Genomic DNA, 17,220 nt, shown 5'->3' with positions numbered 1-17,220 from the left:
GTGTGCTCCTCAGAACTGTGACGGGTAGATGCCGTACAGCGAAATGATGTAGTTCACCGCCAGCGTCGGCGCCATGTTCTGGTGCGGCTGGCCGCCACCGGCGCTGCCCACGGCACTCGCCGTCATGGCCGTTGTGGCGGGCGCCGGGCCGTAGCTGGCCACGGTGGTGGCCGCCAGCACGGCGCCGCCGGGTGCCGTGCCGCTGGCCGTTGCCGCGCTGGCCTGCAATGCGTGGGTGTGGGCGGGCATTTCGTTGCGCACCAGCGTGATGGTCTCGGTGCCGCCAAGCTCGCCGAGCGTGCGCGCCGACGTGGCCGGTCCCAGCCCCTGGTGCACCGGCACGCGGCCGCGCAGGTCGGGCAGCGCGAACGTGTTCTGGCCGTCGCCGCCATAGGTCGTGCCGATCAGTTGGAACAGCACGTCGTTCTCGGCGATGGACACGAGCTGGCCCTGGCAGAGCATCCAGCCGGTGGGCGAGAAGCTGCCGGCAAACAGGCGAATTTCGCCCACGTAGGGGTTGGACATGGCAGCTCTCTCCTCGTTCAGTTGCGGCTGGGGAAGATGCCCTGCAGCGCGATGACCCAGCTCAGCACCGTGAACGGCTGCATGTTGAGGTGGGGCTGGTTGCCGCCGCTGAGCGCTAGCGAGGCACCGGCCATCGCCGTGCCGCTGCCGGCCGGGGCATAGCGGCTCATGCCGCCGCGCGCCTTGGCGGCCGGCACGGCGCCGGCTGGCACGCTGGCATTGGCCAGGTCGCTGGTGGCCGTCAGCGTGTGTGTGTGCGAAGGCATCTGCGCCGCCGTCAGCGTCACGGCCTCCTGCCCGGCCTTGTCGCCCAGGGCGACGCCATCACCGCTGTGCAGCGGCGCGCGGCCACGCAGGTCGGGCAGCGCGAATGTGGTCTGGCCGTTGCCGCCGTAAGTGGTGCCGAGTAGCGCGAACAGCGCCTGGTTCTGGTTGATGGGCAGCAGCCGGCCGTCGCACAGCGCCCAGCCCTTGGGTGGGTAGGCGAAGCTCATCAACTTGAGTTCGCCGAGGAAGGGGTCCGACATGGTGGCTCCTAGTTGAAGACGGCTTCGTACTGCAGGCCGGTGGCGGTGCGGCCCACGGGCACGAGGAAGATGTCCATCGCGTCGAGCTGCGGGTGTTCGAGGCGGTAGATGCGCTGCGGCAGCGCCGGCTCGGGCGAGGCCGCGAAGGTGAGGCTGAAGGGCTGGCGGCCGCCCGGCGCAGCACTGCGGCCGGCGCGGGCGTCGATGAGTTCGGCGGGCAACTCGGCCGCGTCGTCCAGCCGCAGCGTGAAGCGGCTGCCGACCAGCGGCTCGAAGCGGGCCAGCGTGGCCTCGCTCATGATTTGCGGCTCCGGCGCAGCACAGCCAACAGGCCGCCGGACAGCAGCAGCCAGGTCGCAGGCTCGGGCACAGGCGTGGTCAGCAGATCGATGCGGAACTCGGCGTAGTTGTCGGTGTCGCCCGCAAAGCGGCGCGCGAAGACGATGCTGCTGACGTCGAAACTGATGGTGCTGGCGTTCACCCACTGCACCAGGCTGCCCGCGCTGGCCGGGCTTTGCAGGCCTGTCGCGCTGCTCGTGCCTGAGGTGGCAAAGCCGTCGAAGGCATAGGCCATGAAGCCGGTGATGGTTTGGCCGGTGACGCTCAGGCCGCTGATCTCGTAGCGGGCCGGGCTGCCACCGGCGCCGAGATAACCGGTCACCAGATCGCCGCCGATCACGTCGCCGGCGGCGGCGCGGATGAGGATGGAGTTGCCCGAGAAGAACACCCGCTCGTTGTCCAGCATGAAGTCGCTCACTTCGCCCGAGCCGCCCAGGTTGCCGGCGAGCACGCCACTGGCGAGGTCAGCCGACGCGACGGTCTGCGACAGGCTGATGGGCGTGGCATCGCCGGTCAGCCCACCGGGGGCGATCAGCTTGACCGTGATGTCGCTGGCGAAATCGGCCTGGGCCGACAGCGAGGCCAGGGCCAGACACAGCGCGCCGATCTGTTGACCGAGGCGCAAACGAAAACTGGACATGACCTTCTCCCCCGTGCGTTGAGCGGGGCCCAGTGGACGCCCGCCGACCCCCCGGCGCCAGAGGGTTTTCAAGAACGTCGGGGGTGCGAAGCTAGGGGGTCACCGCAGGGCCGCGAATGGCGTCCACGCTCGCGCGCAACTGGCGCCAGAAGGCGGGGTCCTGCGATGTGGCCACGTTGACGCGCATCAGCGAGCCGGGGCAGCGGGTGGCGCTGAAGAGGGCGCCGGGCGCCGTCAGCCAGCCGGCGTCCAGCAGCGGCTGAGCCAGGCGCTCGGTGTCGACGCCGGCATCCAGCCAGCCGAACAGGCCGTCCGGCGGCGCGGCCCATTTGAAGCCCTGCTTGGCGGCCAACGTGGCCACGCGTTGACGAGCCTGGGCGAGGCGCTCGCGCAGGCGCTGGGCGTGGCGGCGCAGGCGGCCCTGCTCCAGGCACAGCGCGACGGCGCGCTCCAGCACGGCCGAACTGGTCAGGCCGTCCAGCAGCTTGGTGTCGGTCAGCGCGGCCAGCCGCTCGGGCGCGGCGGCCAGGTAGCCCACGCGCCAGGCTGGCGTCAGCACCTTGGAAAAACCGCTGACGTAGACAACGCGGCGCAGCCCGTCCAGCGCGGCCAGGCGCGGCAGATGCTCGGGTGCGAGGAAGCCGTAGCTGTCGTCCTCGACGATCATGAAGTCGTGCTCGTCGGCCAGCCGCAGCAGGCGGTGGGCGGTGGCGAGGTCGATGCTGTGACCGGTCGGGTTGTGCAGCACCGAGACGGTCAGATAGGCGCGCGGCGCGTGTTCCTTGGCGAGGGCGGCCAGCACGCCGAGATCGGGCCCGTGGGCATTGCGTGGCACGGGCAGCAGCCGGATGCCGGCCTGCGTCAGGCGCGCAAAGATGACGGCCCAGCCCGGGTCGTCGACGAGCACGGCGTCGCCGGGCTGCATGTGGGTGCGGATGAGCAGGTCCAGCGCGTGCGTGGCACCGTTGGTGGTCAGGATCTGCGCCGGGCTGGCGTGGATGCCGAGGTCGGCCAGGCGCTGCGACAGCGCCTCGCGCAGGCGCTCGTCGCCGCTGGGGTCGCCATAGCTGACCTGCAGCGGCAGCGAATCCGCCAGGCTCAGCCGGCGCAGGGCCGACTGCAGCAGCACCGGGTCCAGCCAGTCGGCCGGCAGCGTGCCCAGGCCCGGCGAGCGCGCGGCATCGGCCTCGAACATGCCGCGGATGAGCGCCGTCGCGTCCACTGGCGCCTGGCGCGGCATCGTGCCGGCCGGGCGGCGCGCGGTGGCCGGTGCGGGCCGCGTGTCGCGCACGAAGAAGCCACGCTGGCGGCGCGCCTCCAGCATGCCGGCGGCCTGCAACTGGTCGTAGGCGGCAACGACGGTGTGCGGGCTGACGCCGTGCTGGCGCGCGCAGTCACGCACCGAGGGCAGGCGGGCGCCGGGCAGCAGCAGGCGTTCACGGATGCGCTGGGCGTAGCGCTCGGCCAGTTGGCCGGCCAGCGGTTGGCTGGCATCGCGCTGCAGCGGTGGGTGTGTACCGGTGGGCATGGCAGTACAGATTCAAAGTGTGAGCGGGCTGACTGTACTGGTTCTGTATCGGCGTCTGTCCCTAGACTGAGCTCATGCAAGGGTCTTCCATCTCCACCACCACGACGTCTGACGCCACGCGTGGCCTGTTGCTCGGCCTGGCCGGCGTCGTCATGTTCGCGCTCAGCCTGCCGATGACGCGGCTGGCCGGCGGCAGCGTCGAGGCGCCGCAGCTTGACCCGGCCTTTGTTGCCTTTGGGCGGGCCGCCGTCGCCGGGCTGCTGTCGCTGATCTATCTGGTCGCTACCGCCGCACGTCGGCCGCGCGGCGAGGAATGGCGCTGGCTGGCCTTCACGGCGGGCGGCGTCGTCTTCGGCTGGCCGCTGCTGTCGGGCCTGGCCGTGCGGCAGGTGGACGCGGTGCATGCGGCCGTCATCTCCGGCGTGCTGCCGCTGGCCACTGCCGTCATCGCGGCGCTGGCGTTGCGGCAGCGGCCCAGCCCGGCCTTCTGGGCCTGCGCCTTTGCCGGGCTGGGCCTGGTTGTCGGCTTCGCCGCTTGGCGCGGCGCGGGCGGGCTGGAGATGGCGGACGGCCTGCTGCTGGGCGCCGTGGTCTGCGCGTCAGCGGGTTATGTCAGCGGGGCGCGCTTGTCCAAAGACCTGTCTGCCGAGCAAGTGATCTGCTGGGTGCTGGTGCTGAGCCTGCCCATCACCGTGCCGCTGACCGTCATGACGCAGCCGACCGCGCCGGTCGCGCCTTCCGCCTGGGCCGGCTTTGCCTACGTGTCGCTGTTCTCGATGTGGATCGGCTTCTTCGCCTGGTACCGCGGCCTGGCGCTGGGCGGCACGTTGCGTGTCAGCCAGGTTCAGGTGTTGCAGCCTTTCCTGTCCATGCTGCTGGCGGTGCCCTTGCTGGGCGAGACGCTGGACGCGATGACGCTGGTCTTCGCCGTCGCGGTGCTCGCGGTCGTCTGGCTGGGCAAGCGGCAACCGATCAACACCCGGGAGGCGACATGAAGGACCGATTCACCACCCAACTGAGCGCCGGCCAGGCGCTGACGCTGGCCGCCGTGCGCGGGCCGCGTCGCCTCGTCGTGATCAGCGGGCGGCTGTGGCTGACGGTGAGCGGCGGGGTCGACGATCACTGGCTGTGCGCCGGCGAAGGCCTGACGCTGGCGGCCGGTCATGAGGCTGTGGTCGAAGCCTGGCCCGAGGCCGCTTTCCAGGTGCTGCAGCCCGTTGCACAGCGCCGCACAGCGCGGGCTGATGCCGGCCGTCGTCTGGCGTTGGCGGGCGCATGAGAACGCTGGGCATCCTCGGCGGCATGAGTTGGGAGTCCACCCAGCATCTGTACGCACTCATCAACCGCGGTGTCGCGGCGCGGCTGGGCGGCCTGCACAGCGCGCAGTTGCTGCTGCACAGTGTGGACTTCGCACAGATCGTGGCGCTGCAGTCGGCCGGCGACTGGGCCGAGGCCGCGCGCGTGCTGGGCGAGGCCGGTGCGGGGCTGAAGCGGGCCGGCGCCGAGGCGCTGCTGATCGCGACGAACACCATGCACCTCGTCGCCACAGAGATCGAGCAGGCGGCCGGCCTGCCGGTGCTGCACATCGTCGATGTGACGGCCGAGGCCCTGCGCGCTGCCGGCGTGAAGCGCGCCGGGTTGTTGGCCACGCGCTTCACGATGGAGCAGGGGTTCTACCGCGAGCGCATGAAGACGCGCTTCGGCATCGACGTCATCACGCCCGACGAGGCGGGTCGCGCCGAGGTGCACCGCCTGATCTACGACGAACTGTGCCGTGGCCGCTTCGAGCCTGCGTCGCGCGAGCTGCTGCGCGCCCAGGTGGCGCAGCTCGCCGACCGCGGCGCGCAAGCGGCCATCCTCGGCTGCACGGAGCTTGGCCTGTCGCTCCCGCCCGGTTCGCCGGCCGCGCTGCCGCTGTTCGATTCCACCGACTTGCAGGCCCGCGCCGCAGTCGACTGGATGCTAGGCTGACTCCTTTGAAATCCACCATCACCACCATGAGCAGTGTCTGGACCCAGGCGCGCCGCGCCGCGCGCATGAACCCGTCCATCATTCGCGAGATCCTCAAGGTCACCGAGAAACCGGGCGTGCTGTCCATGGCCGGCGGCCTGCCGAGCCCGGACACCTTTCCCGTCGACGAGATCAAGGCCGCCTGCGACCGCGTGCTGACCGACACGCCGCGCGAGGCCCTGCAATACGCGGCCAGCGAGGGCTTTGCGCCGCTGCGCGAGTGGGTGGCGGCGCGCGTCGCCACGCTGGGCATGACCGTCAGGCCCGATCAGGTGCTGATCACCACCGGCTCCCAGCAGGGGCTGGACCTTGTCGGCAAGATCCTCTGCGACGCCGGTGCGCCGGTGGCCGTCGAGACGCCCACCTATCTCGGCGCGCTGCAGGCCTTCACGCCCTTCGAGCCGCTGTTCGCCAGCCTCGCCAGCGACCACGAGGGCCCGCGCCCCGAGGCCATTGCCGCACTGCCGCATGACGCCCCCGGCACGCGCTTCAGCTATCTGCTGCCCAACTACCAGAACCCGACGGGCCGAGTCATGGGCGCCCAGCGCCGCATCGATGTGGTCGAGGCCTCGCGCCGTGCCGGCGTGCCCATCGTTGAGGACAACCCCTACGGCGACCTCTGGTTCGACGAGCCGCCACCGCCCGCGCTGAGCAGCCTGTGGCCGGAGGGCTCGCTCTACCTGGGCTCCTTCTCCAAGGTGCTGACGCCGGGCTTCCGCCTCGGCTACGTCATCGCGCCGCCCGAGCTCTACCCCAAGCTGCTGCAGGCCAAGCAGGCCGCCGACCTGCACACGCCGGGCTTCAACCAGCGCGTCGTGCACGAGGTCATCCGCAACGGTTTCCTGGACGGCCACGTGCCCAAGATCCGCGCCCTCTACAAAGCCAACCGCGACGCGATGGCCGTGGCGCTGCGCGAGCACATGCCGCCGGGCTGCGAATGGCAGAACCCGCAAGGCGGCATGTTCTTCTGGATCCGCCTGCCCGCGGGCCTGGACGCGATGGCCCTGCTGCCCCGCGCGGTGGATGCCGGCATCGCCTTCGTGCCCGGCGCCGCCTTCTATGCCCACCAGCCCGACCCGCGCACCCTGCGCCTGTCCTTCGTCACGCTGACGCCGGGCCTCATCGTTGAGGGCGTCGAGAAGCTCGGCCGCCTGCTGCACGAGGCGCTGGAGCCGGCGGCGGAGCACGCGCCCTGATGACGCGGGAAGGCTACCGGCTCAGCTTCGCACCTGCGGACATCGACGCTCGCGCCGCGCATGCCTTCCTGACCGACGCCTATTGGTGCGAAGGCATCCCGCTGGCCACGGTGGAGCGTGCGATTGCCGGCTCGCTGTGCATCGCGCTTCATGCTGGCAGTGAAGGCCAGGTCGGCTTCGCGCGAGTGGTGACCGACCGCGCGACCTTCGCCTATCTCTGCGATGTCTACGTGCTCGGCGCCCACCGCAGCCGTGGGCTGGCGACGTGGATGCTGGAGGCGCTGTTCGCCCACCCCGACCTGACCGGCCTGCGCCGCTTCATGCTCTTCACCCGCGACGCCCAGGCGCTCTACACCGGCCACGGCTTCGGGCCGCTGGCCACGCCGAAGCGCGGCATGGAGATCGTGCGGCCCGGGCTCTACCTTCAACCTGCCGCTTCACCATGACCCAACTGCGCCGTTTTGCCCAGGTCGATGTCTTCACCGCCACGCCGCTGAAGGGCAACCCCTTGGCCGTCGTCATCGACGCGGGCGGCCTGTCCGACGACGAGATGGCCGCGTTCGCACGCTGGACCAATCTGTCCGAGACCACCTTCCTGCTGCCGCCCACGGACCAAGGATCGGCACAAGGGGCCGACTACCGCGTGCGCATCTTCACGCCCGGTGGCGAGCTGCCCTTTGCCGGCCACCCGACGTTGGGCAGCGCCCACGCCTTCCTGGCCAGCGGCGGCGATGCGAAGAAGCCCGGCGAGGTCGTGCAGGAGTGCGGCATCGGGTTGGTGCGGGTGAAGCGCGACGGCCCGCGCCTGGCCTTCGCCGCGCCGCCGCTCAAGCGCAGCGGGCCTGTCGATGTCGCTACGCGCGCGCAGGCCATCGCGTCATTGCGCATCGCGCCTGAGGCGGTGCTCGATGTCGTCTGGTGCGACAACGGCCCCGGCTGGCTTGCCGCCCGCCTGTCCGATGCGGCCAGCGTGCTCACCTTGCAACCCGACTTCGCGGTGATGGGCAAACTCAAGCTCGGCGTCGTCGGCGCCTACCCCGATGGCAGCGAGTGCCAGTTCGAAGTGCGCGCCTTTGTGCCCGACATCGGCGTGCCGGAAGACCCCGTCACCGGGAGCCTCAACGCCGGCCTGGCGCTGTGGCTGCAGGAGAGCGGGCTGGCGGGCGACAGCTACGTCGCCGCCCAAGGCGCCGCCCTCGGCCGCGCCGGCCGCGTGCACGTCAGCCGCGACGCCGAGGCGACGTGGATCGGTGGCGACGTGACGCCGTTGATCCATGGCCAGGTGAGGCTTTGATGAGGACTGACGACCTGTTTGTCGCAACACCGCCGAGACCGGCGCCGTGGTCGTGACGAAGCTTGAGGAGAAGAGCGCCAGGACCCGCCGCGTGGTCTTGGGGTTTGCCAGCTGAAACGGCTAGCTAAACTGCGCCGCCTATGGTCGGTCCCGACATCCAGCTCATCACACCCGAGTCCGCCGAGGACTGGCAGGAAACCCGCCTTGTGCTGCGCGACTACGCCAACAGCCTCAACTTCGATCTCTGCTTCCAGGGTTTCGAGGAAGAACTGGCCGGCCTGCCCGGCGCCTACGCCCAGCCCGGCGGCCTGATGTTGTTGGCGATCGTCGACGGCGCCGTGGCCGGCAGCGGTGCCTTCCGCCCGCTGCCCGATGCCGACTACCCCAACGCCTGCGAGATGAAACGCCTTTTCGTGCGCCCGGCATTCCGCCGCTTCGGCCTGGGCCGCATGCTGGCCCAGGCGCTGATGGACCGCGCCACCGAGGCCGGCTACTCGTCCATGCTGCTCGACACGCTGGACGATATGGAAGCGGCACGCGGGCTCTACGAAAGCCTGGGCTTCGTCAACGTGCCGCCGTTCTACTTCAACCCCATCCCCGGCGCTCACTACCTGAAGGCTGAACTTGGCGCCTTCCGGCCGAGTTACTTCGGATAACCGCCTAGAGTGGGCGGATGCCTCAAGACATCCAGCCCCTCGGCTCCCACCGCTGCCTGCTCGGCGAATCGCCGCTCTGGCATCCCACGGAACAAGTGCTCTACGCGGTCGACATCCCAGGTCGCCAGGTGCTGCGCTGGCGCGCGGGTGTCGATGCGCCGGACGTGTGGCCGCAGGCGGCCGAGCCCGGCTGCATCGCCGCCCGCGCGAGCGGCGGCCTGCTCGTGGCGAGGCGTGACGGCTTGTGGACGCTCGACACCGCGACCGGCGCGCAGGCGTTGGTCAGCGCACCGCCTTACGACACGACGCGGCTGCGCTTCAACGACGGCAAGGTCGACCCCGCCGGCCGGCTCTGGATCGGCAGCATCTCCGACGCACGTGAGCCGGAGGCCGCGCTCTACCGCTTCGACGGCGCCGCCTTCGCCGCGCAAGTGCCAGGGCTGACGACGTCCAACGGTCTGGCCTGGAGCCCCGATGGCCGCCGCGTGCATTGGTCGGATACCAAGGCCCACCGCATCTACGCCGCTGATTTCGATGCAGCGACGGGCACGCTGTCTGCGCCACGCGTCTTTGCCGAGTTCAAGCCCCGCACACCCGGCGAGGCCTACGGCGGCCGGCCCGACGGCGCCGCCATGGACGCAGAAGGCCACTACTGGGCCGCCATGTTCGAAGGCGGCTGCCTGCTGCGCATCGCGCCGACCGGCGAGGTCGTGCAGCGCGTCGAACTGCCCGTGACCTGCCCGACGATGCCCACTTTCGGCGGCGCCGACCTGCGCACCCTCTTCATCACCACGGCCCGCGAGAAGCGCCCCGCCGAAGAGCGTGCACGCGAGCCTCTGGCCGGTGCCGTGCTGCAGCTGCGCGTCGATGTGCCGGGCTTGCCCGCGACCCTGACAAGCGCCTGAATGCCGTTTGATCGAGGGGACAGGTTTACCCAGGTGTGACTCGTCACATATAATGACTGGCTTTGTGGATGGCGCTCATGCGTCATCTTGGTGCAACCAACGCCTGTCACTTTGAAGGGGTTGAGCCGCCCACCCCAGGATCTGGCGCCATGACCGACACCGGCCCCCGAAAGACCTGGCCCCCCGCGCTTGTCGCGACCGGCGGCTGGGACGACGAAAACGAGGAGCCGCCCGTCAAGGCGCTGAGCCCGGAGCAGGCGGCGGTGGTCAAGTCGGCATTGCCAATGCTGTCGCCCTGGCGTGTGCTGGGGATGCAGCTGGTGGTGGGTTTGCTGTGCGTGGCCGTGATCTGGCTGTGGACGGCATCCGGCGTGGCCATGGCCTCGGCGCTTTACGGCGTCGCGGCAGTGGTGCTGCCCAACATGCTGCTTGCGCGGGGTATGACAAAGCGAGTGAGCTCTGCAACCGGTGCGGCGGCAAGGTTCATGGGTTGGGAATTTTTAAAAATCGGTGCATCAATCGCGATGCTGGTGCTGGCGCCAAAGGTGGTGCCGGGCCTCAGTTGGCCAGCCTTGCTGGTCACCCTCGCGGTCTGCATCAAAGTGAACTGGCTTGCGCTTGCATGGCGCGGCCGCAGATTGAACTGACGAGGCAGAAAGAAACATGGCAGCAGAAGGCCACGAAACAGCAGCCCCGACCGCTGGTGAATACATCATTCACCACTTGAACCACGCGCAGAGTGGCAAGCAGCAGGGCATCGTCGACTTCTCCGTCGTCAACCTCGACTCCATCTTCTTCAGCGTGCTGCTGGGCTTGGTGGGCAGCTTCCTGCTCTGGCGCGCTGCGAAGTCCGCCACGTCGGGCGTCCCGGGGCGGTTTCAAGCCGCTGTCGAAATCCTCGTCGAGATCGTTGCCGATCAAGCCAAGGGCATCGTGCACAACGCCAACAGCCGCAAGCTGGTGGCTCCGCTGGCCCTGACCGTGTTCGTCTGGATCTTCCTGATGAATGCGATGGACCTCTTCCCGGTCGACCTGTTCCCCTGGATCTGGCAGAACATCACCGGCGATCACCACGCCTACCTGCGTGTCGTGCCCACCGCTGACCTATCCATGACCATGGGCTTGTCGCTGGGCGTACTGGTCACCTGCCTGATCTACAACGTCAAGATGAAGGGCGCTGGCGGCTGGGCTCACGAGCTCGTCGCGGCACCGTTCGGCGACAAGGTCTACCTTTACCCGATCAACCTCGCGATGCAGCTGATCGAGTTCGTCGCCAAGACCGTGTCTCACGGCATGCGACTGTTCGGCAACATGTATGCCGGCGAACTGATCTTCATGCTGATCGCCCTGATGGGCGGCGCCTGGAGCCTGTCGGCCACCGGCATCGGCCTGGCTATCGGCCACATCATTGCGGGCTCGGTGTGGGCGATCTTCCACATCCTGATCATCACGTTGCAAGCCTTCGTGTTCATGATGTTGACGCTGGTCTACATCGGCCAAGCCCACGACGCGCACTGATCTCGATCAGGCGTCACCCGTTTCCCCAAGCAGTTTTCCTCAACCGTTTCTCTCTCTAAATCTCTCAAGGAGTCATCGTGGAAGTTATTAGCTTTGTTGCTCTCGCCGCTGGTCTGATCATTGGTCTGGGCGCTTTCGGTGCTTGTATCGGTATCGGCATCATGGGCAGCAAGTACCTTGAGTCCGCCGCTCGTCAGCCTGAGCTGATGAACGAACTGCAGACCAAGATGTTCCTGCTGGCCGGCCTGATCGACGCGGCCTTCATCATCGGCACGGGTATCGCCCTGTGGTTCGCGACTGCCAACCCCTTCCTGGGTCAGATCGCCACCGCCCTGGCTGCTGGCGCCAAGTAATTCGGTGCTGTCGACCCGCCGTGGCCATGGTTGCCCCGGCGGTTTCCGCACTCGAAACTTTGTGAGGCACCAAGGTGTTTATTAACGCATCGCTCATCGTTCAGATGATCGTGTTCCTGATCCTGGTCGGGTTCACGATGAAGTATGTGTGGCCGCCGATCACCAAGGCGCTCGATGAGCGCGCCGAGAAGATCCGTGCAGGCCTGTCCGCAGCCGACAAGGCCAAGGCCGAGCTGGCCGGTGCCGAGGCGCAGATCGCCCAGGAACTGGCTGCGACCAAGGCCGAGTCCGGCAAGCTGATCTCGGACGCTGAAAAGCGTGCCGCGGCCATCGTCGACGCCGCCAAGGGCCGCGCCGAGGAAGAAGGCGCCAAGATCCTGGCCGCCGCCAAGGCCGATGCCGAGCAGCAGGTCTCCCGCGCTCGCGAAACCCTGCGCGAGCAGGTCGCTTCGCTGGCCGTCAAGGGCGCCGAGCAGATCCTGCACAAGGAAGTCAACGCCGGCGTTCACGCCGAGTTGCTGGCTCGCCTGAAGACGGAGCTGTAAATGGCTGAACTCGCCACCATCGCCCGGCCCTACGCCGAAGCCCTGTTCCAGGTTGCGAAGCAGCACGATCTCGCGGCCTGGGGCCGTCAGCTCGACGCGCTGGCCCAGGTGGCGCAGGACGCCGATCTGCGCCAGTTCGCCGATCACCCCAAGGTCCAGTCCGAGCAGGTGCTCGCGGTCATCGCCGCCGCCACCAAGCAGGACCTGGCCCCGGGCGTGCAGAACTTTCTGCGCGCCGTGATCGAGAACGGCCGTCTCGCCGCGCTGCCTGAAGTCGTTGCCCAGTACCACGTGCTGGCCAATGCCGCTTCCGGCGTGTCCGACGCGCACATCTACAGCGCCTACGAAATCAACGACGCCCAACTGGCCGAGCTGAAGACGACGCTGGAAAAGCGCTTCGGCCGCAAGCTCGATACGCATGTGCAGATCGAGCCGGCGCTGATTGGCGGCGTGCGCGTGGTGGTCGGCGACGAGGTGCTGGACACCTCCGTCAAGGCCCGCCTTGAGCGCATGAAGGTCGCCCTGACTGCCTGACGGCTGCCCGAGCCACCGCAAGACATCCCACCGATTCACCCTGCGACTGACCCGCCACATGGCTGTGGTTTGGCGCTGACGGGTACTGGAGACCCAGCATGCAACTCAATCCCGCTGAAATTTCCGAACTGATCAAGAGCCGCATCGAGGGTCTTGGTGTTGGCTCGGACATTCGCAACCAGGGCACCGTCGTGTCCGTTTCCGACGGCATCGTCCGCGTCCACGGCCTGTCCGACGTGATGCAGGGCGAGATGCTCGAATTCCCCGTCGCCAAGGACGGCAGCCAGACCTTCGGCCTGGCGCTGAACCTCGAGCGCGACTCCGTCGGCGCCGTGATTCTGGGTGCCTACGAGCACATCTCGGAAGGCGACACCGTCAAGTGCACGGGCCGCATCCTGGAAGTGCCGGTCGGCCCCGAACTGATTGGCCGCGTCGTCAACGCGCTCGGCGAGCCGATCGACGGCAAGGGCCCGATCAACGCCAAGATGACCGACGTCATCGAGAAGGTCGCGCCGGGCGTGATCGCCCGCAAGTCGGTCGACCAGCCGGTGCAGACCGGCCTGAAGTCCATCGACTCGATGGTTCCCGTCGGCCGTGGCCAGCGCGAACTGATCATTGGTGACCGTCAGACGGGCAAGACCGCCGTCGCCATCGACGCGATCATCAACCAGAAGGGTCAGAACATGACCTGCGTCTACGTCGCGATCGGCCAGAAGGCCTCGTCGATCAAGAACGTGGTGCGTGCTCTGGAGCAAGCCGGCGCGATGGAATACACCATCGTCGTGGCCGCCTCGGCGTCTGAATCCGCAGCGATGCAATACGTGTCGGCCTACTCGGGCTGCACGATGGGCGAGTACTTCCGCGACCGCGGCCAGGACGCGCTGATCGTTTATGACGACCTGTCCAAGCAAGCCGTGGCCTACCGCCAGGTCTCGCTGCTGCTGCGCCGCCCGCCGGGCCGCGAAGCCTTCCCCGGCGACGTGTTCTATCTCCACAGCCGCCTGCTGGAGCGCGCCGCGCGCGTGAACGCCGACTACGTCGAAGCGTTCACCAAGGGTGAAGTCAAGGGCAAGACCGGTTCGCTGACGGCCCTGCCGATCATCGAAACGCAAGCCGGTGACGTGTCCGCCTTCGTGCCGACCAACGTGATCTCGATCACCGACGGCCAGATCTTCCTGGAAACCAGCCTGTTCAACGCCGGTATCCGCCCCGCCATCAACGCCGGTATCTCGGTGTCGCGCGTCGGTGGTGCTGCTCAGACCAAGCTGATCAAGTCGCTGTCCGGCGGTATCCGTACCGACCTGGCGCAATACCGTGAGCTGGCTGCGTTCGCGCAGTTCGCTTCCGACCTGGACGAAGCCACCCGCAAGCAGCTGGACCGCGGTGCCCGCGTGACCGAACTGCTGAAGCAGGCCCAGTACTCGCCGCAGCCCATCTCGCTGATGGGCGCGTCGCTGTACGCCGCCAACAAGGGCTTCATGGACAGCATCGAAGTGAAGAAGGTCCTGGCCTTCGAACACGGCCTGCATCAGTACCTGAAGACCAGCCACGCTGCCCTCCTTGCCAAGCTCGAAAACGACAAGGCGATGGACAAGGACGCGGAAGCTGAGTTGAACGCCGCGATCACTTCTTTCAAGAAGTCCTTCGCTTAAGCCACGGAACACGCGGGTCTGAGCTTCAACTTAGCCCTGCACTGACTAGGAGTTCGAATGGCTTCAAGCAAAGAAATCCGCGGCAAGATCAAGTCGGTCGAGAACACCAAGAAGATCACCAAGGCGATGGAGATGGTCGCCGCGTCCAAGATGCGCAAGGCGCAGGAGCGGATGCGGTCGGCTCGCCCGTACGCCGAGAAGATCGGCAACATCGCCGCTGAGCTCGCCAAGGCCAACCCCGAGTACCGCCATCCCTTCCTCGTGAAGAACGAGGGCGTGAAGACGGTCGGCATGGTCGTCGTCACGACGGACAAGGGTCTGTGCGGTGGTCTCAACACCAACCTGCTGCGCGCGGCCACGGCCAAGCTCAAGGAAGTCGAAGCGGCGGGGCACAAGGCCGAAGTCGTTGCCATCGGCGGCAAGGGCCTGGGCTTCATGAACCGCATTGGCGCCCGCGTTGTTGCTCATGCAACGCAGCTCGGCGACCAGCCGCACATCGAGGCCCTCATCGGCCCCGTCAAGGTGCTGCTCGACCAGTACGCCGAAGGCAAGCTGTCCGCTGTCTACCTCTGCTACACGCAGTTCATCAACACGATGAAGCAAGAGGTGAAGGTGCACCAGCTGCTGCCGCTCAAGGCGAGCGACATGGCAACGGACAAGGCCGGCCACTCGTGGGACTACATCTACGAGCCCGACGCCGCCACCGTCATCAACGAGCTGTTGGTCCGTTACACGGAAGCGCTGGTCTTCCAGGCCGTAGCCGAGAACATGGCCAGCGAGCAGTCTGCCCGCATGGTGGCCATGAAGGCAGCGACCGATAACGCCGGCACGCTGATCGGTGAATTGAAGCTGGTCTACAACAAGACCCGCCAGGCAGCCATCACCAAAGAGTTGTCCGAGATCGTCAGCGGCGCGGCCGCGGTGGGCTGATCAAGCCTGCGCATTGCGGACATCAAGAGTCAAGTGGAATGGAGAAATCAATGTTTGTGGCATTTCAACGCGCCTGCGCAGTTCTGGTGGCCGTAATGCTGACCGCATGCGCGTCTGGCGTTACCCGCATGGATTCCGACCTCAAGGAATCAATGCCGCTTGAGCGCAACGTCAGTTCGGTCACTCTGCGTCTTTCCGACGAAGCCAAGAAGTTGGTCGCTGACAACCTCAAGTTCAATCAGGAAACACTGAAGGGCACGATCGAGCGGTCGATGAATGCACAGAACCTCGTCCAGCCCGGTAGCAAGCAAACGCTTGAAGTGGAAATCACCAGCTTTCGCGTTCGCTCTGCGTTCACCGCGGTGATGTTCGGTTTCATGGCCGGCAACGACAACGTCGAAGGCGTCGTGACGCTCAAACGTGCTGACGGTTCAGTTGCCAAGAAGGCCAAGGTCAGCGCGTCATACGCGCTTGGCGGCCTAGCCGGTGGACAAGACGAGAGCCGTATGTCGTGGCTGTACGAAGAGTTCGCGAAGCTGACTGTCGCCGAACTGACTGGCACTCCCATCAAGAAATAAGCGACGCTCAATAGGACGACCAACATGACTCAAGCAACTGGCAAGATCGTTCAGTGCATCGGCGCTGTCGTTGACGTGGAATTCCCGCGCGACCGCATGCCCAACATCTATGACGCACTGAAGATGGAAGGCACCGCCCTGACATTGGAAGTCCAGCAGCAGCTGGGCGACGGCGTTGTCCGCACCATCGCGCTGGGCTCGTCCGACGGCCTGCGCCGCGGCACCGAGGTCTACAACACCGGCGACACCATCCAGGTGCCGGTCGGCAAGGCGACGCTCGGCCGCATCATGGACGTGCTGGGCAGCCCCATCGACGAGCGCGGCCCGGTCTCGTCCGAGCTGACCGCCTCCATCCACCGCAAGGCCCCAAGCTATGACGAGCTCAGCCCGTCGCAGGAACTGCTAGAAACCGGCATCAAGGTCATCGACCTGATCTGCCCGTTCGCCAAGGGCGGCAAGGTGGGTCTGTTCGGTGGTGCCGGCGTCGGCAAGACCGTCAACATGATGGAACTCATCAACAACATCGCCAAGGCCCACAGCGGCCTGTCGGTGTTCGCGGGTGTGGGTGAGCGCACCCGCGAGGGCAACGACTTCTATCACGAGATGGCCGATTCGGGCGTCGTGAACCTCGAGAAGCTCGAAGACTCCAAGGTCGCCATGGTTTATGGCCAGATGAACGAGCCCCCGGGTAATCGGCTTCGCGTCGCACTGACCGGCCTGACCATCGCCGAGTCGTTCCGCGACGAAGGCAAGGACGTGCTGTTCTTCGTGGACAACATCTACCGCTACACGCTGGCCGGCACGGAAGTGTCCGCGCTGCTGGGCCGCATGCCTTCCGCCGTGGGCTACCAGCCGACGCTGGCCGAGGAAATGGGCCGCCTGCAAGAGCGCATCACGTCGACCAAGGTCGGCTCGATCACCTCGATCCAGGCCGTATACGTCCCTGCGGACGATTACACCGACCCGTCGCCTGCCACCACCTTCGCCCACTTGGACTCCACCGTGGCGTTGTCGCGCGAAATCGCCTCGCTGGGTATCTACCCTGCCGTCGATCCGCTGGACAGCACGAGCCGCCAGATGGACCCGAACGTCGTCGGCCAAGAGCACTACGAGACCACCCAGGCGGTGCAGCAGACCCTGCAGCGCTACAAGGAATTGCGCGACATCATCGCCATCCTGGGCATGGACGAGCTGAGCCCGGACGACAAGCTGACCGTGTCGCGCGCCCGCCGCATCCAGCGTTTCCTGTCGCAGCCCTTCCACGTCGCCGAAGTCTTCACCGGCTCGCCCGGCAAGTACGTGCCGCTGAAGGAAACCATCCGCGGCTTCAAGATGATCGTGGCTGGCGAGTGCGACCACCTGCCGGAGCAGGCGTTCTACATGGTTGGCACCATCGATGAAGCCTTCGAAAAGGCAAAGAAGATTCAGTAAGACTTCGCATACGGCGCGCTGGCGTTGTTACCGTGCTCGCTGGACACGAGTCCAGCTCC

22 protein-coding genes and 1 pseudogene are annotated in these 17,220 nt (G+C 67.1%); 18 read left to right on the top strand and 5 right to left on the bottom strand.

From position 1 onward, the window contains the following. Positions 1-9: 9 nt before the first annotated feature. From ABIS05_RS05135 to ABIS05_RS05115, 5 genes are all read right to left on the bottom strand, one after another. Positions 10-525, bottom strand: coding sequence for a tail fiber protein (locus ABIS05_RS05135; RefSeq protein ID WP_348013268.1), 516 nt, complete (start codon positions 523-525; stop codon positions 10-12). Between the two features lie 17 nt (positions 526-542). Continuing rightward, positions 543-1,052 (bottom strand): tail fiber protein, encoded by a 510-nt coding sequence (locus ABIS05_RS05130; protein WP_348013267.1) that lies wholly within the window; start codon positions 1,050-1,052, stop codon positions 543-545. Positions 1,053-1,060: 8 nt separating this feature from the next. Beyond that, positions 1,061-1,351, bottom strand: a complete 291-nt coding sequence (locus ABIS05_RS05125; RefSeq protein ID WP_348013266.1) for a DUF6916 family protein — start codon at positions 1,349-1,351, stop codon at positions 1,061-1,063. Beyond that, positions 1,348-2,031 (bottom strand): PEP-CTERM sorting domain-containing protein, encoded by a 684-nt coding sequence (locus ABIS05_RS05120; protein ID WP_348013265.1) that lies wholly within the window; start codon positions 2,029-2,031, stop codon positions 1,348-1,350. The genes ABIS05_RS05125 and ABIS05_RS05120 overlap by 4 nt, the downstream gene beginning before the upstream one ends. Before the next feature lie 91 nt (positions 2,032-2,122). Next, entirely contained in the window at positions 2,123-3,559 is a 1,437-nt protein-coding gene (locus ABIS05_RS05115; protein ID WP_348013264.1) for a PLP-dependent aminotransferase family protein, read from the bottom strand. Positions 3,560-3,633: 74 nt separating this feature from the next. Between ABIS05_RS05115 and ABIS05_RS05110 the strand changes: the two genes are divergently transcribed. The 18 genes and pseudogenes from ABIS05_RS05110 to atpD all read left to right on the top strand — a co-directional run bounded on the left by ABIS05_RS05110 (position 3,634) and on the right by atpD (position 17,161). Then, positions 3,634-4,554, top strand: a complete 921-nt coding sequence (locus tag ABIS05_RS05110) for a DMT family transporter (protein ID WP_348013263.1) — start codon at positions 3,634-3,636, stop codon at positions 4,552-4,554. Beyond that, the gene (locus ABIS05_RS05105) at positions 4,551-4,838 is read left to right on the top strand and encodes a DUF2917 domain-containing protein (protein ID WP_348013262.1); all 288 of its coding nucleotides are present in this window, start codon (positions 4,551-4,553) and stop codon (positions 4,836-4,838) included. The genes ABIS05_RS05110 and ABIS05_RS05105 overlap by 4 nt, the downstream gene beginning before the upstream one ends. After that, a complete protein-coding gene (locus tag ABIS05_RS05100) occupies positions 4,835-5,530 on the top strand; it encodes an aspartate/glutamate racemase family protein (RefSeq protein ID WP_348013261.1) in 696 nt (231 codons plus the stop codon). The genes ABIS05_RS05105 and ABIS05_RS05100 overlap by 4 nt, the downstream gene beginning before the upstream one ends. 26 nt (positions 5,531-5,556) lie before the next feature. Then, positions 5,557-6,765 carry a PLP-dependent aminotransferase family protein gene (locus ABIS05_RS05095; protein WP_348013260.1) on the top strand — a complete coding sequence of 403 codons (1,209 nt, stop codon included), beginning with the start codon at positions 5,557-5,559 and terminating at the stop codon, positions 6,763-6,765. Then, positions 6,765-7,211 carry a GNAT family N-acetyltransferase gene (locus ABIS05_RS05090; protein WP_348013259.1) on the top strand — a complete coding sequence of 149 codons (447 nt, stop codon included), beginning with the start codon at positions 6,765-6,767 and terminating at the stop codon, positions 7,209-7,211. The genes ABIS05_RS05095 and ABIS05_RS05090 overlap by 1 nt, the downstream gene beginning before the upstream one ends. Continuing rightward, a complete protein-coding gene (locus tag ABIS05_RS05085) occupies positions 7,208-8,059 on the top strand; it encodes a PhzF family phenazine biosynthesis protein (protein WP_348013258.1) in 852 nt (283 codons plus the stop codon). Before ABIS05_RS05090 ends, ABIS05_RS05085 begins: the two co-directional genes overlap by 4 nt. 25 nt (positions 8,060-8,084) lie before the next feature. Beyond that, a pseudogene (locus tag ABIS05_RS05080) lies at positions 8,085-8,174 on the top strand (alanyl-tRNA editing protein); the annotation flags it as partial. A gap of 25 nt (positions 8,175-8,199) precedes the next feature. Continuing rightward, positions 8,200-8,715, top strand: coding sequence for a GNAT family N-acetyltransferase (locus ABIS05_RS05075; protein WP_348013257.1), 516 nt, complete (start codon positions 8,200-8,202; stop codon positions 8,713-8,715). A 17-nt stretch (positions 8,716-8,732) separates the two neighbouring features. Further along, positions 8,733-9,620: an SMP-30/gluconolactonase/LRE family protein gene (locus ABIS05_RS05070; RefSeq protein WP_348013256.1), complete on the top strand. Its 888-nt coding sequence runs from the start codon at positions 8,733-8,735 to the stop codon at positions 9,618-9,620. A gap of 149 nt (positions 9,621-9,769) precedes the next feature. Beyond that, positions 9,770-10,267 carry an ATP synthase subunit I gene (locus ABIS05_RS05065; protein ID WP_348013255.1) on the top strand — a complete coding sequence of 166 codons (498 nt, stop codon included), beginning with the start codon at positions 9,770-9,772 and terminating at the stop codon, positions 10,265-10,267. Positions 10,268-10,283: 16 nt separating this feature from the next. Further along, on the top strand, positions 10,284-11,138 hold the full coding sequence (gene atpB, locus ABIS05_RS05060) for a F0F1 ATP synthase subunit A (protein WP_348013254.1): 855 nt from the start codon (positions 10,284-10,286) through the stop codon (positions 11,136-11,138). Between the two features lie 77 nt (positions 11,139-11,215). Next, on the top strand, positions 11,216-11,491 hold the full coding sequence (gene atpE / locus ABIS05_RS05055) for a F0F1 ATP synthase subunit C (protein WP_056205553.1): 276 nt from the start codon (positions 11,216-11,218) through the stop codon (positions 11,489-11,491). Positions 11,492-11,565: 74 nt separating this feature from the next. After that, entirely contained in the window at positions 11,566-12,036 is a 471-nt protein-coding gene (locus tag ABIS05_RS05050; protein WP_348013253.1) for a F0F1 ATP synthase subunit B, read from the top strand. Further along, positions 12,037-12,570, top strand: coding sequence for a F0F1 ATP synthase subunit delta (locus tag ABIS05_RS05045; protein WP_348013252.1), 534 nt, complete (start codon positions 12,037-12,039; stop codon positions 12,568-12,570). Between the two features lie 98 nt (positions 12,571-12,668). After that, the gene (gene atpA / locus ABIS05_RS05040) at positions 12,669-14,222 is read left to right on the top strand and encodes a F0F1 ATP synthase subunit alpha (protein WP_348013251.1); all 1,554 of its coding nucleotides are present in this window, start codon (positions 12,669-12,671) and stop codon (positions 14,220-14,222) included. A 57-nt stretch (positions 14,223-14,279) separates the two neighbouring features. Beyond that, positions 14,280-15,152 carry a F0F1 ATP synthase subunit gamma gene (gene atpG / locus ABIS05_RS05035; protein WP_348013250.1) on the top strand — a complete coding sequence of 291 codons (873 nt, stop codon included), beginning with the start codon at positions 14,280-14,282 and terminating at the stop codon, positions 15,150-15,152. A gap of 50 nt (positions 15,153-15,202) precedes the next feature. Beyond that, entirely contained in the window at positions 15,203-15,730 is a 528-nt protein-coding gene (locus ABIS05_RS05030; protein WP_348013249.1) for a DUF4410 domain-containing protein, read from the top strand. 24 nt (positions 15,731-15,754) lie between these two features. After that, the gene (atpD, locus tag ABIS05_RS05025) at positions 15,755-17,161 is read left to right on the top strand and encodes a F0F1 ATP synthase subunit beta (protein ID WP_348013248.1); all 1,407 of its coding nucleotides are present in this window, start codon (positions 15,755-15,757) and stop codon (positions 17,159-17,161) included. Positions 17,162-17,220 lie beyond the last annotated feature (59 nt).

The sequence above is a fragment of the Roseateles sp. genome (genome assembly GCF_039929605.1).
Taxonomy (GTDB): domain Bacteria; phylum Pseudomonadota; class Gammaproteobacteria; order Burkholderiales; family Burkholderiaceae_C; genus Pelomonas.
This window is presented reverse-complemented; position numbering and strand designations above follow the sequence as displayed.

Excerpts from the sequence above, each read along its gene's own strand:
- ABIS05_RS05070 (WP_348013256.1), top strand. The coding sequence starts at position 8,733 with ATGCCTCAAGACATCCAGCCCCTCGGCTCCCACCGCTGCCTGCTCGGC.
- ABIS05_RS05130 (WP_348013267.1), bottom strand. The coding sequence starts at position 1,052 with ATGTCGGACCCCTTCCTCGGCGAACTCAAGTTGATGAGCTTCGCCTAC.
- ABIS05_RS05105 (WP_348013262.1), top strand. The coding sequence starts at position 4,551 with ATGAAGGACCGATTCACCACCCAACTGAGCGCCGGCCAGGCGCTGACG.
- ABIS05_RS05100 (WP_348013261.1), top strand. The coding sequence starts at position 4,835 with ATGAGAACGCTGGGCATCCTCGGCGGCATGAGTTGGGAGTCCACCCAG.
- atpB (WP_348013254.1), top strand. The coding sequence starts at position 10,284 with ATGGCAGCAGAAGGCCACGAAACAGCAGCCCCGACCGCTGGTGAATAC.
- ABIS05_RS05045 (WP_348013252.1), top strand. The coding sequence starts at position 12,037 with ATGGCTGAACTCGCCACCATCGCCCGGCCCTACGCCGAAGCCCTGTTC.
- atpG (WP_348013250.1), top strand. The coding sequence starts at position 14,280 with ATGGCTTCAAGCAAAGAAATCCGCGGCAAGATCAAGTCGGTCGAGAAC.
- ABIS05_RS05030 (WP_348013249.1), top strand. The coding sequence starts at position 15,203 with ATGTTTGTGGCATTTCAACGCGCCTGCGCAGTTCTGGTGGCCGTAATG.
- ABIS05_RS05075 (WP_348013257.1), top strand. The coding sequence starts at position 8,200 with ATGGTCGGTCCCGACATCCAGCTCATCACACCCGAGTCCGCCGAGGAC.
- ABIS05_RS05125 (WP_348013266.1), bottom strand. The coding sequence starts at position 1,351 with ATGAGCGAGGCCACGCTGGCCCGCTTCGAGCCGCTGGTCGGCAGCCGC.
- atpD (WP_348013248.1), top strand. The coding sequence starts at position 15,755 with ATGACTCAAGCAACTGGCAAGATCGTTCAGTGCATCGGCGCTGTCGTT.
- ABIS05_RS05120 (WP_348013265.1), bottom strand. The coding sequence starts at position 2,031 with ATGTCCAGTTTTCGTTTGCGCCTCGGTCAACAGATCGGCGCGCTGTGT.
- ABIS05_RS05135 (WP_348013268.1), bottom strand. The coding sequence starts at position 525 with ATGTCCAACCCCTACGTGGGCGAAATTCGCCTGTTTGCCGGCAGCTTC.
- atpA (WP_348013251.1), top strand. The coding sequence starts at position 12,669 with ATGCAACTCAATCCCGCTGAAATTTCCGAACTGATCAAGAGCCGCATC.
- ABIS05_RS05065 (WP_348013255.1), top strand. The coding sequence starts at position 9,770 with ATGACCGACACCGGCCCCCGAAAGACCTGGCCCCCCGCGCTTGTCGCG.
- ABIS05_RS05090 (WP_348013259.1), top strand. The coding sequence starts at position 6,765 with ATGACGCGGGAAGGCTACCGGCTCAGCTTCGCACCTGCGGACATCGAC.
- ABIS05_RS05085 (WP_348013258.1), top strand. The coding sequence starts at position 7,208 with ATGACCCAACTGCGCCGTTTTGCCCAGGTCGATGTCTTCACCGCCACG.
- ABIS05_RS05115 (WP_348013264.1), bottom strand. The coding sequence starts at position 3,559 with ATGCCCACCGGTACACACCCACCGCTGCAGCGCGATGCCAGCCAACCG.
- ABIS05_RS05110 (WP_348013263.1), top strand. The coding sequence starts at position 3,634 with ATGCAAGGGTCTTCCATCTCCACCACCACGACGTCTGACGCCACGCGT.
- ABIS05_RS05095 (WP_348013260.1), top strand. The coding sequence starts at position 5,557 with ATGAGCAGTGTCTGGACCCAGGCGCGCCGCGCCGCGCGCATGAACCCG.